The organism is Pseudomonas sp. zfem001 (assembly GCF_032621725.1).
Classification (GTDB): domain Bacteria; phylum Pseudomonadota; class Gammaproteobacteria; order Pseudomonadales; family Pseudomonadaceae; genus Aquipseudomonas; species Aquipseudomonas sediminis.
Genome location: NZ_JAVYJI010000001.1, coordinates 989,543 through 1,002,027, shown reverse-complemented (window position 1 = coordinate 1,002,027; position 12,485 = coordinate 989,543). Strand labels below are relative to the sequence as shown.

Annotated in this window: 9 protein-coding genes; 6 read left to right on the top strand and 3 right to left on the bottom strand. The window is 64.7% G+C overall.

Annotated elements, in window-relative coordinates; all coding sequences use genetic code 11:
• The first annotated feature begins 344 nt into the window (after positions 1–344).
• The 5 genes from RTH74_RS04805 (at position 345) to RTH74_RS04785 (ending at position 4,527) form a co-directional block, all read left to right on the top strand.
• Positions 345–716 (top strand): translation initiation factor Sui1, encoded by a 372-nt coding sequence (locus RTH74_RS04805; RefSeq protein ID WP_099522625.1) that lies wholly within the window; start codon positions 345–347, stop codon positions 714–716.
• A 121-nt stretch (positions 717–837) separates the two neighbouring features.
• On the top strand, positions 838–2,751 hold the full coding sequence (speA, locus tag RTH74_RS04800) for an arginine decarboxylase (protein WP_316913912.1): 1,914 nt from the start codon (positions 838–840) through the stop codon (positions 2,749–2,751).
• 282 nt (positions 2,752–3,033) lie between these two features.
• A complete protein-coding gene (locus RTH74_RS04795) occupies positions 3,034–3,474 on the top strand; it encodes a GNAT family N-acetyltransferase (RefSeq protein WP_316913911.1) in 441 nt (146 codons plus the stop codon).
• A 1-nt stretch (position 3,475) separates the two neighbouring features.
• A complete protein-coding gene (locus RTH74_RS04790) occupies positions 3,476–4,099 on the top strand; it encodes an NAD(P)H-dependent oxidoreductase (protein WP_316913910.1) in 624 nt (207 codons plus the stop codon).
• Positions 4,096–4,527, top strand: a complete 432-nt coding sequence (locus tag RTH74_RS04785) for a carboxymuconolactone decarboxylase family protein (protein ID WP_316913909.1) — start codon at positions 4,096–4,098, stop codon at positions 4,525–4,527. The genes RTH74_RS04790 and RTH74_RS04785 overlap by 4 nt, the downstream gene beginning before the upstream one ends.
• A gap of 3 nt (positions 4,528–4,530) precedes the next feature.
• Here RTH74_RS04785 and RTH74_RS04780 read toward each other — a convergent pair whose 3' ends face one another.
• From RTH74_RS04780 to RTH74_RS04770, 3 genes are read right to left on the bottom strand one after another with little or no spacing between them, the layout of a single operon-like run.
• Positions 4,531–4,992: a DUF2214 family protein gene (locus RTH74_RS04780; protein ID WP_316913908.1), complete on the bottom strand. Its 462-nt coding sequence runs from the start codon at positions 4,990–4,992 to the stop codon at positions 4,531–4,533.
• A gap of 12 nt (positions 4,993–5,004) precedes the next feature.
• A complete protein-coding gene (locus RTH74_RS04775) occupies positions 5,005–6,042 on the bottom strand; it encodes a sensor domain-containing diguanylate cyclase (RefSeq protein ID WP_316913907.1) in 1,038 nt (345 codons plus the stop codon).
• A 14-nt stretch (positions 6,043–6,056) separates the two neighbouring features.
• A complete protein-coding gene (locus RTH74_RS04770; RefSeq protein ID WP_125833475.1) occupies positions 6,057–7,403 on the bottom strand; it encodes an MATE family efflux transporter in 1,347 nt (448 codons plus the stop codon).
• Positions 7,404–7,548: 145 nt separating this feature from the next.
• Between RTH74_RS04770 and RTH74_RS04765 the strand changes: the two genes are divergently transcribed.
• Positions 7,549–12,447: an alpha-2-macroglobulin gene (locus RTH74_RS04765; RefSeq protein ID WP_316913906.1), complete on the top strand. Its 4,899-nt coding sequence runs from the start codon at positions 7,549–7,551 to the stop codon at positions 12,445–12,447.
• Positions 12,448–12,485 lie beyond the last annotated feature (38 nt).

Genomic DNA, 12,485 nt, shown 5'->3' with positions numbered 1-12,485 from the left:
ATTTATGGGAGAGGGTGCCCGAAGGGCGGGAGAGGGTAGTTTTGTTAGCTCCTGCGCGTAGGGTGCGCTGTGCGCACCGAAGCTCCGTCTCAGATCTAAAGGCGGTGCGCACGGCGCACCCTAGGGCGTCGTTGATTCCGAGCGCTCCGTGCACGATGGCGAACAGCGTCGCCAAAGTACCGAACAATGACGCAAATTTGGTCTTAGCAAGCCCGGCCTTTGCCGTTAAACTGCGCGGCCTTTTCGGCGGACGTCTGTCCGCCTGCGCTGCCCCTGCCTGAGTGGGGCTTCGCGGCTGAATCCGTTCAGCCAGTCGCTATCCTGACCCCTACGAGGACAAGCCGGTGGTCAAGAAAGCCTCTTCATTCTCCGCCCTGAGCGGTCTCGTCTATTCCACCGATGGTGGTCGCCATTGCCCGGATTGCAATCAGGCGGTGGATGCCTGCATCTGCAAACAGACGCGCATTCCCGATGGTGACGGTATTGCCCGTGTGCGCCGGGAAACCAAGGGCCGTGGCGGCAAGACCGTCACCACCGTCAGTGGTGTGCCGTTGGCCGAAGAGCCGCTCAAGGAGCTGGCCAGCGCGCTGAAGAAGCGCTGTGGCACCGGTGGCGCGCTCAAGGACGGGGTGATCGAGATCCAGGGTGATCACGTCGAGCTGTTGTTGGCCGAGCTGAGCAAGCGCGGGTTTACCGCGAAGAAGTCCGGCGGCTGATAAGCCCTTTTCTAAACTTCGATGACGTTACTACGGTCAACCGCCGAGCAAACGTCATCTTGCTTTCATCATTTCTAAACTGGCCGCCAGCAAGGTCAGGCTTTTCTCATGGGAGAACCCGATGTCCGCACGACGCACCCGCAAAGACGACGGCAGCCAATGGACCGTAGCCGATAGCCGCAGTGTCTACGGCATTCGCCACTGGGGCGCCGGCTATTTCTCGATCAACGACGCCGGGCGTATCGAAGTGCGTCCCAACGGCCCGGACAGCCAGCCCATCGATCTCTATCAGCAGGTCGACGAGCTGCGTCAGAGCGGTCTGTCGCTGCCGCTGTTGGTGCGCTTCCCGGACATTCTGCAAGATCGCGTGCGCCGTCTGACCGGAGCCTTCGACGCCAGTATCGAACGCCTGGAATACCAGAGCCGCTACACCGCGCTGTACCCGATCAAGGTCAACCAGCAGGAGGCGGTGATCGAGAACATCATCGCCACGCAGAATGTCTCCATCGGCCTCGAAGCGGGCTCCAAGCCCGAGCTGCTGGCGGTGCTGGCGCTGGCGCCGAAGGGCGGCACCATCGTCTGCAACGGCTACAAGGACCGCGAGTTCATCCGTCTGGCACTGATGGGGCAGAAGCTCGGCCACAACGTATTCATCGTCATCGAGAAGGAATCGGAAGTCGCCCTGGTGATCGAGGAGGCGGCCGAGCTCAAGGTCGCGCCGCAGATTGGCTTGCGCGTGCGCCTGTCCTCGCTGGCGTCCTCGAAGTGGGCCGACACCGGTGGCGAGAAGTCCAAGTTCGGCCTGTCTGCGGCGCAGATCCTTTCGGTGGTCGAGCGTTTCCGCGCGGCCGGGCTGGACCAGGGCATCCGCCTGCTGCACTTCCATATGGGCTCGCAGATCGCCAACATCGCCGATTACCGCAAGGGCTTCCGTGAGGCCATCCGCTACTACGGCGAGCTGCGTGCCATGGGCCTGCCGGTCGATCACATCGACGTCGGCGGCGGCCTCGGCGTGGACTACGACGGTACCCACTCGCGTAACGCCAGCTCGATCAACTACGACATGCAGGACTACGCCGATGCCGTGGTCGACATGCTCAAGGAATTCTGCGACCGCCAGGAAATCCCCCATCCGCACATCTTCTCCGAGAGCGGCCGGGCGATGACTGCGCACCACGCCGTGCTGCTGGTGCAGGTGACCGACGTCGAGCGGCACAACGACAAGGTGCCGGAGATCGACGCCAGCGTCGAACAGCCGGAAATCCTCCAGGTACTGATCGAGCTGCTCGACGACAGCGACCCGGAAATGGTCGCGGAAACCTACTGGCGCGCCACCCACTACATCGAGGAAGTGGCGGCTCAATATTCGTCCGGCAAGCTCAGCCTGGCGCAGAAGGCGCTGGCCGAGCAGTGCTACTTCGCTATCTGCCGCCGCCTGCACAACCAGCTCAAGGCCCGTCAGCGCTCGCACCGTGCGGTGCTCGACGAGCTCAACGACAAGCTCGCCGACAAGTACATCTGCAACTTCTCGGTGTTCCAGAGCCTGCCGGACACCTGGGCCATCGGCCAGATCCTGCCGATCCTGCCGCTGTCGCGCCTGGACGAGGAGCCGCTGCGCCGCGCCGTGCTGCAGGACCTGACCTGCGACTCCGACGGCAAGATCCGCCAGTACGTCGACGAGCAGTCCATCGAGACCAGCCTGCCGGTGCACGAGGTTCGCGAAGGTGAGGATTATGTGCTGGGCATCTTCCTGGTCGGCGCCTACCAGGAAATCCTCGGTGACATGCACAACCTGTTCGGCGACACCGATTCGGTGAATATCTACCAGGCCGCCGATGGCAGCGTGGTGCACGCCGGTATCGAGACCCATGACACCATCGAGGACATGCTGCGCTACGTGCACCTGTCGCCCGAGGAGCTGATGACCCACTACCGCGACAAGGTCGCCAGCGCCAAGATCAGCGCCCGTGAGCGCACGCAGTTCCTCGATGCGCTGCGCCTGGGCCTGACGCGTTCGTCCTACCTGGCGTCCTGATCCTCAGCTGATCGCCGTCGCCAATCGCCGAGCCAGGTGCAACGCCTGCTCGGTGCTGGCGATGGTGTTGAGCATCAGCCGCAATCCGCCCCCGAAAGTACGCTGCTGCACCCAATCCGAACGCCCTGACTAGCCATCCCGATAGCCAGGGCGCGCTCGTCTTCCTGCCAGGCAGGGCGGTGGTGGGCGAGTGGTGTTGTCCTAGTGATTTTGAAAGGTTTTGGCTCTGTCAGCTATGCCAGTCTCTGCCTAGAGTGGCGGCATCTTCGCTGGAGAACTGCCATGACCCTCGCTACTGACTGCCGTTACGACTGGCTCGTCGCCCCGGACGAGTTACGCGCCTGCTTCCCCCTGATGCGAGTTCTGCGCCCAGACCTGAGCGACGCTGATGATTTCCTTCAGCGCTTGCAGCGCCAGGCCGAGCAGGGCTATTGCCTACTGGCCGCGCGTGCTGGTGACGAGGTGCTGGGCCTGGCCGGTTGCCGCCAGCAGGAGAACCTGCTGCACGGGCGCTTCTTCTATGTCGATGATCTGGTTACCCGTGAGGACCAGCGCAGTCAGGGTATCGGCGAGCGTCTGCTGAGCGAGGTACGCGCACAGGCGCGGCGGCTGGGCTGCGTCAATCTGGTACTGGATACCGCGCTGGGCAATGCGCGCGGGCAACGTTTCTACTACCGTCAGGGTTTGCTGGGTCTGGGCATGCATTTTCGCGAGGCGCTTTGAAATGCAGCGAATTCTGTTGTTGGAGTGCGGCCCTTATGGGCAGCAGAGTCGTGGTAGTCGCCTGGCTCAAGAGCTGGTCGAGCGTTTGCGTCAGCGTCATCCTGCGGCGCAGCTTCTTGAGCGTGACCTGGCCCGCGAGCCCTTGCCGGCGTTGACGGCGGACTATGCCGGAGCCCTGGTTGCACGGGCGCGGAACGATGATCCAGCGCTGGAAGTTTCCGAATGCCTGATCCAGGAGCTGGAAAACAGCGATTGCCTGGTGATCGCCACGCCGATGCACAATTTTACGGTGCCGGCCGCGCTCAAACTGTGGATCGACTACGTGCTGCGCATCGGTCGCAGCTTTGCCGCCACCGAGGCCGGCAAGGTCGGGCTGCTGGCGGATCGGCCGACTTTCGTGGTGGTCAGTTCGGGTGGCTACTACCGTGGCGAGCAGGCCCGTCAGCCGGATTTCCTCACCTCCTACCTGCGCCATGTGCTGAGCACCATCGGTATTCACGACCTGGAGTTCATTCACCTGCAGGGCCTGGTGCGCGGTCAGGAACACGCTGAATCGATGCTGGCGCAGGCGCGCGAGCAGGTGGCTTTCAACCCCCATCTCGTGGCTCAAGGAGAAGCGTCATGAGCGCATTGCGTCAGCCCTATTACGAATTATCCGCCGAGGCGATGCAGGGCCTGCTTGCCACCAAGGCGGCGCTGGAGCGTGGCCCGCTGGGCAAGGCGCTGGTGGAGTTGCTCTACCTGCGTGTGTCGCAGATCAACGGCTGCGCCTACTGCCTGGAGAAACACAGTGAGTCGCTGCGTGAGGAGGGTGTGCCACAGATCAAGCTGGACAGCCTGGCAGGGTGGCGGGTGAGTCGTCATTTCGACGCGCGAGAGCAGGCGGCACTGGCCTGGGCCGAATCGCTGAACGATGTCGCCAGCAGCCACGCCGCCGATGGGGATTATCTGCCGTTGGAGGTGCATTTCTCGCCCCGGGAAATCTCCGATCTGACCATCGCCGTGGCCCTGATGAGCGGGTTGAACCGGTTGGCCATCGGCATGCGTCTTTGAGCGCTAACCCGTTGCGATCACGCCATAGCCGCGCGCCATCAGCGCGGCTAGCAATGGAATGAATAGCAGCGCCAAGAGTTCCAGGCGAATGCTCCAGGTCACCAGGCGAAGCTGCCGAGCGCTTGGCTCGGGTACCTGGCCAGCTTTCACGGCGCTACGCCATTTGATGAATACCAGCGTGGGCAGGATCGACAGCAGGCCGACAAGGACGAAAAGCCCGACCTTGGCATGGAACAGGCTGTTGCCCATGTAGTAGGCGGCACCCTTGCCGAACCACAGCACGCGGGCAACACCGGTGGCCAGCACCAGAACGGCGCAGATGCCATAGGCCAGGTCGGTGATCATCAGGCTGCGCGCACGGGACAGATCCAGCGGCGTCTTGAACAGCACGTGCTCGATGCTGAGCAAGGCGAACAGGGCGAAGATCGACAGGTAGTGCAGATAGGCGACGAACGCAGCTGCCATGCGTGCTTCCTCTCAGTGGTGGCAGGGCGCGAATTCGGTGCGATTGCGGCCGCCGTGCTTGGCTCGGTACAGCGCCTGATCGGCACGCTTGAGCGCATCCGCGCTGCTCTCCTCGGGGCCCAGCAGGGCACAGCCGAGGCTGGCGGTCTGCTGCAGTTGGGCCTGCTCCAGCTGCATGGGCTGGCTGGCGATAGCCAGGCGGATGCGCTCGGCAATCTGCAGCAGTTCCTGCTCATCGTGCACCCGGGTGAGGATGACGAATTCCTCACCGCCATTGCGGGTCACTACATCCTGCGGACGCACCGCGCCGCTCATGCGTCGCGCGCTCTCCCACAGCACGTGGTCGCCGCCATCGTGGCCATGGGTATCGTTGACCCGCTTGAAATGATCCAGGTCGCAATAGATCAGGCCCAGGCGTAGCTGGCTACGCTCGGCCGCGGCCTGCTCCAGCGGCAGAAAGTGCAGCAGCCCGGCGCGGTTCCAGAGTTGCGTCAGTGGGTCGAGCATGCCCTTGCGCTGCTCGCGGCTGAGGGCGTCGCGCAAATCATCGAGCTGCAGCGAGTTCTGCTGCAGTTGCAGGTAGCCTTCGGTCAAGTAGGCCAGGTCGCGCAATTGGGATTTCTCTCGCTCGCTCAGTTGGCGTGCTTCAGGGTCGGCCAAACACAGGGTGCCCAGCGGGATGCCCTCTGCGTCGTGCAGCGGCCAGCCGGCGTAGAAGCGCGCGCCAGGATTGCGTAAGGCCAGCTCGGTACCGGCAAAGCGCACGTCGACGTGGCTATCCTCGATAAACAGGGGCTCGTCCTGCATCACGGCGTGGGAACAGTAGGATAGGCTACGTGGTGTTTCCGACAGGTCCAGGCCTTGGCGGCTCTTGAACCACTGGCGGTCACGGTCGACCAGGGTGACCAGCGCCGTTCTGACGCCGAACAGGTCGTGCGCCAGGCGAGTCAGTGTGTCCAGATAAGGGTCGGCAGGGGTGTCGAGTAGTTCCAAGCGATCGAGCGCCTGTTGGCGCAGGGTCTCGTTAACGGGACTCGGGGTATCGAGCATGGGGCGATCTCTCCTTAAGCAGGGGAAGGGAACCACAGGTCGCGACGGCTCAGTTGCCAAGCATAGACAGCCAACACCAGACTGCGCAGCCCCATGAATGCCAGAAATGCCAACCACAGCCCGTGGTTGCCCAGGCTTTGCAGCCACCAGGCCAGCGGCAACGCCAGGGCCAGCGCGATGAGCATGGCGTCGCGCATCTCACGGGCGCGCGTAGCGCCTATGAACAGACCGTCGAGCAGGTAACTCCACACCGCCAGCAGCGGCAGCACGGCCAGGTACGGCAGGAAGGTCAGCGCCAGTTCACGTACTTCGGCGATGTTGGTGAGCATGCCGACGAACCAGTGGCCGCCAAACAGGAAGAACAGCGCGAAAGCGGCACTGGCCAGCAGCGACCAAGTTCCGGCCACCAGCAGCGAACGGCGCAGCGCATCGCGGTCACGCGCGCCCAGCGCATGGCCGCAAAGGGCCTCGACGGCATGTGCCAGGCCGTCGAGGGCGTAGGCGGTCAGCGTCAGTCCATTGAGCAGCAGTGCGTTGGCCGCCACCGTGGCATCGCCCAGGCGCGTGCCTTTCACGGTGATCAGAAAAAACACCAATTGCAGTGCCAGGGTGCGGATGAAGATATCGCGGTTGACTGCCAGCAATGGGCGCCAGTTGCTCCAGCGTTTCAGCGCGCTGCTGTCGAGGCGGCCGGGATAGCGTGCCAGCGCGCTGCGGGCCAGCCACAGGCCGAGCAGGGCGCCGCTCCATTCGGCGATCACCGAGGCCCAGGCCGCACCGGCCACGCCCCATTGGAGACCGAGCACGAATAGCAGGTCGAGTGCCACGTTGATCAGGTTGGCAGTCATCAGAATGGCCAGCGGGCCTCGCGCGCTCTGCGTGCCCAGCAGCCAGCCGATCAGGGCATAGGTCGCCAGGCTGGCGGGCAGGCCGAACAGGCGAATCTGAAAGTACTGGCGCGCCAACTGATCCAGCTCGGCGGAGGGTTGCATCAGGCTCAGCGCCGCACCGCTCAACGGCAGTGCGAGCAGGCCCAGCAGCAAGGCCATGAACACGCCCAGCCCGAGCCCCTGCACCAGCACCTGGCGCAGGGCGCTGCCGTCCTCGCGACCTGCGGCCTGGGCCGCGAAGCCGGTACTGCCCATGCGCAGAAAACCCATCGCCCAGGTCAGCAGGGTATAGAGGCTGCCGCCTACCGCTACGGCCGCCAACTGGTGGGCATGCGGCAAGTGGCCGACCACGGCGGTATCGACCAGCGCCACCATGGGCACTGACAGGTTGGAGAGAATCATCGGGGCGGCCAGGGCCCAGACCTTTCTCTGGGTCGGCGCGTGGCGCCAGGCTTCGAACAGGGTGTACATGGGGGCTTCCGTTCCAGCAAAGCGCCGATTATAGGCACAGGGTGGACTGTGCGCAGCTTGGCGGATTTCGTCGCTTCGCCTCGTCGGCGCTGTAGCCGCTCGGCTATAGTATCGGCCTTCGCGCCCCCACTCTCCGGAGCCCGCAATGCCGAACAAAGGACTGCTTCTGGCCTTGGTGCTGAGCCTGCTCAGCGCTTGTGATTCTTCTGAACCCCCTGCCACGGTGACCCCCGCCGCTCCTGCTGCGCAGCAGCCGCAGGCGCCCAAACCAGCAGTCGATCGCGACGCGCTGGCCAAGCGCTATGCCGGACGCGAGCTGGAAGTGGTCGACGTTTCCGAGGTGCAGCTCGACGGCGCCAGTGCACTGTCGGTGACCTTCTCCATCCCATTGGACCCCGACCAGCCCTTTGCCGAACGCTTGCATCTGGTCGACAGCACTGCCGGCAAGGTCGACGGCGCCTGGGAGCTGACCGACAACCTCAGCGAGCTGCGCCTGCGCCACCTGGAGCCGCAGCGCAAGCTGGTGCTGACCATCGATGCCGGCCTGAAATCGATCAATGGCGGCAAGCTCGCCAAAGAGCAGGTCAGCCGCATCGAAACCCGCGATCTGCAGGCCAGCGTCGGTTTCGCCAGCCGTGGCTCGCTGCTGCCGACCCGACTGGCCGAAGGCCTGCCGGTGATCGCGCTGAACGTCGACAAGGTCAACGTCGAATTCTTCCGCATCAAGCCCGAGGCGCTGCCGCGCTTCCTGTCCCGCTGGGGCCGGGCCAGCAATCTGGATACCTGGGAGGCGCGCGAACTGCTGCCGATGGCCGATCTGGTCTATGGCGGACGCTTCGACCTCAATCCGGCGCGCAATACCCGTGAAACCTTGCTGCTGCCCATCGCCGGCCTGGAGCCGTTCAAGCAGCCGGGTGTGTACCTGGCAGTGATGCGTGAGGCCGGCAGCTACAGCTACTCGCAGCCGGCGACGCTGTTCTCCCTGAGTGATATCGGCTTGTCCGCGCATCGTTATCGCGACCGTCTCGACGTGTTCACCCAGGCGCTCGAAGGTGGCAAGGCGCAGTCCGGCGTGCAGCTCGAGCTGCTCGATGGTGAAGGCGCGCTGCTGGCTGAAGGCAAGACCGATTCGGCTGGCCATGCACAGCTGCCCTTGCCGGAAAAGGCTCAGGTGCTGGTGGCCAAGCAGGACGAGCAGACCAGCCTGCTGCGCCTGAACACACCGGCGCTGGACCTGGCCGAATTCGACATCACCGGGCCCAAGGCACATGCCCTGCAATTCTTCGTGTTCGGCCCGCGCGATCTGTATCGCCCTGGCGAAACCGTGCTGCTCAATGGCCTGCTGCGTGACGCCGACGGCAGCCCGGTCAAGGCTCAGCCGGTCAGCGTCGAGGTGCGTCGCCCGGATGAGCAGATCAGCCGCAAGTTCGTCTGGAATGCCGGTGATGACGGTCTCTATCAGTATCAGCTGCCACTCGCCGAAGAGGCCCCGACAGGCCGCTGGCAACTGTTGCTCGACCTGGGTGACGGCAACCCGCAGCTCTACGAATTCCTCGTCGAGGACTTCCTGCCCGAGCGCATGGCCCTGGAGCTCAAGGGCCAGGAGCAGCCTTACGCGCCGAGCGACAGTGCCGAGTTCGCGGTGACTGGCCGCTACCTCTACGGTGCCCCGGCCGCTGGCAACCGCCTGACCGGGCAACTCTACGTGCGTCCGCTGCGTGAGGCGGTGGCGAGCTTGCCGGGCTATCAGTTCGGCGACATCACCGAGGCCGACCTGAGCCAGGACCAGGAGCTCGACGAGCAGAATCTGGATGACCAGGGCCGCGCCATGCTGCGCCCGGAAAATCGCTGGAGCGACGCCAAGTCGCCGCTGCGCCTGATCCTCCAGGCCAGCCTGCAAGAGTCCGGTGGTCGCCCGATCACCCGCCGCATCATCCAGCCGGTATGGCCGGCCGAGCGTTTGCCGGGCCTGCGTGGGCTGTTCGACGGCGAGGAAGTCGACGCCGACAGCCTGGCCGAGTTCGAAATCCTCGTGGCCGACGCCGCCGGCAACAAGCTGGCGGCCGACAACCTCAACGTGCGCCTGGTGCGTGAGCGCCGCGATTACTTCTGGAGCTTCTCCGACGGTGAGGGCTGGCGTCACAACTACAACGAGAAATTCCTCACCCTCAGCGACGAGCCGCTGAAGATCGCTGCCGGTGGGACTGCCAAGGTCAGCTTCCCGGTGGAGTGGGGCCCATACCGGGTCGAGGTTGTGGACAGCCAGACCGGCCTGGTCAGCAGCCTGCGTTTCTGGGCCGGCTACCGCTGGCAGGACAACGCCGACGGTGGCGCAGTGCGCCCGGACCAGGTCAAACTGGCGCTGGACAAGCCTGCCTACGCCGCGGGCGAGGTGGCCAAGATCACCGTCACCCCGCCGGCTGCCGGCAATGGCTACCTGCTGGTCGAGTCCAGCGAGGGGCCGCTGTGGTGGCAGGAAATCAGCGTGCCGGCCGAGGGTAAGACCTTCGAGCTGCCCATCGACAAGAAATGGGCGCGTCATGACCTCTATCTCAGTGCTTTGGTGGTTCGTCCCGGCGAGCGCAAGGCGCAGGTCACGCCCAAGCGTGCCGTCGGCTTGCTGCACCTGCCGCTGGAGCGCGCTCCGCGCAAGCTGGCAGTCAGCCTGGAAGCACCGGAAAAAATGCGTCCCAAGCAGCCGCTGAAGGTCAAGGTCAGCGCACGCAATGCCGACGGCAGCATCCCTGACAAAGTGCATGTGCTGGTTGCTGCGGTCGACGTGGGCATCCTCAATATCACCAGTTACGCCACCCCCGATCCTTTCGCCAATTTCTTCGGGCGCAAGGCCTATGGCGCTGACCAGCTGGACATCTATGGCCAACTGATCGAAGCGCAGGGGCGTGTCGCCAGCCTGGCCTTCGGCGGTGACGCCGGCCTCGCCGCCGGTGGCAAACGTCCGGATACCAGTGTGCTGATCGTCGCCCTGCAGAGCGATGCGCTGAAGCTGAATGACAAGGGCGAGGGCGAAGTCAGCCTGGATATCCCCGACTTCAACGGTGAGCTGCGCCTGATGGCGCAGGCCTGGACCGACGAGCGCTTCGGCATGGCCGAGGCCAAGACGGTGGTGGCCGCACCGCTGATCGCCGAACTGTCGATGCCGCGCTTCCTTGCCGGTGGTGACGAAACCACCCTGGCGCTGGATCTGACCAACCTGTCTGGCAGCGAGCAGAAGCTCGACGTGCAACTGGGCGTGGAGGGCCAACTGCGCCTGCTCGGCAAGGGTGAGTCGCCGATCAATCTGAAGGATGGCCAGCGCACCACCTTGCGCATTCCGGTGCGCGCCGAAGGTGGCCTGGGCCAGGGTCGTATCCATGTCGAGGTTCAGGGCCTGGCTCTGCCGAACGAGGATCTGGCTGACTTCAGCCGCGAGTGGACGCTGGGTATTCGTCCGGCCTATCCGGCGCAGTTGCAGCACTTCCGCGCGGTACTGGGGGAGGGCGAGCCGTGGAGCATGCCGGCGGGCACCCTCAATCAGTTCGAACCTGCCGGGCTGGAGGCCGTGTTGGCGCTGTCGAGCCGTCCGCCGCTGAACCTCGGTGAGCAGATTCGTGCGCTCAAGGCATACCCCTACGGCTGTCTGGAACAGACCACCAGCGGCCTGTATCCGTCGCTCTACGCTGACGCCGCGAGCCTCAAGCGCCTCGGCCTGGAAGGCGAGCCGGACGAGCAACGGCGCAAGAGCATCGAGCTGGGTATCGAGCGTCTGCTCGGCATGCAGCGTCACAGTGGCGGCTTCGGCCTGTGGAGCGCCGAGAGCGAAGAGGAATACTGGCTCACCGCCTATGTCACCGACTTCCTCCTGCGTGCTCGCGAGCAGGGCTTCGGCGTGCCGCCAGAGGCCCTGAAGAAGGCCAACGACCGCCTGCTGCGCTACCTGCAGCAGAGCAGCCTGATCGAAGCCAGCTACAGCCAGGACTTCGCCCACACCCGCTTCGCCGTGCAGGCCTACGCCGGCTACGTGTTGGCGCGAAGCCAACAGGCGCCGCTGGGTGCGTTGCGCAGCCTGTTCGACCGTCGTAACGATGCGCGCTCTGGTTTGCCGCTGGTGCAACTGGCCGCCGCATTGAAACTGATGGGCGATGCACCGCGTGCCGAGCAGGCGTTGAATCAGGGCTTGATCCAACAACGCGATGGCGAACGCTGGATGGCTGACTATGGCAGCCCGCTACGTGATCAGGCGCTGATTCTCGCCCTGCTGGAAGAGCACGATCTGGCGGCTGGCCAGCGCGAGCAGCGTCTGTTCAACCTGGCGGATGAGCTGGCCGGTCAGCGCTGGTTGTCGACCCAGGAGCGCAACTCGCTGTTCCTCGCCGGTCGCGGCATTCTCGGCAAACCCGAGCAAAGCTGGAGCGCCAAGCTGGCCAGCGGCGCCTTCCAGTTCGACCTGAGCAACCAGCAGCCCGGCATCAAGCTGGAGCGTGGCGAGCTGGCCGAACCGCTGAGCGTGAGCAACGCCGGCAGCGCCACGCTGTATCAGCAGCTGACCCTGTCCGGTTACCCGACCCAGGCGCCGCGCGCCGGTGGCGAGAACCTCAGCATCGAGCGCGAATACCTCGGCATGGATGGCCGTCCGCTCGATTTGCAGCGCCTGGACAGCGGCGAGCTGGTGCTGGTGCACTTGGCCGTGCGCGCCAAGCAGCGTGTGCCGGACGCCCTGGTCGTCGACCTGCTGCCGGCCGGCCTGGAGCTGGAGAACCAGAACCTGGCGCAAAGCGCGGCGAGCCTCGACGACGCCGGCAGCAACGTCAAGGAATGGCGCCGCTCCATGCAGAACGCGCGGATCAAACACCAGGAATATCGCGGCGACCGCTACGTGGCCGCCGTGGATGTGGAGGAGTACGGCACCACCCATCTGCTCTACCTGGCCCGTGCGGTGACGCCGGGCAGCTACCGCGTACCGCCACCGCAGGTGGAGTCCATGTACCGGCCGAGCTGGCAGGCGCTGGGTAGTGCGCCGGATAGTCTGGTGGTGAGGGGGCGCTAAAAGCGATCCCGGATTCATTTGGGCTACAGTCTGCGTAG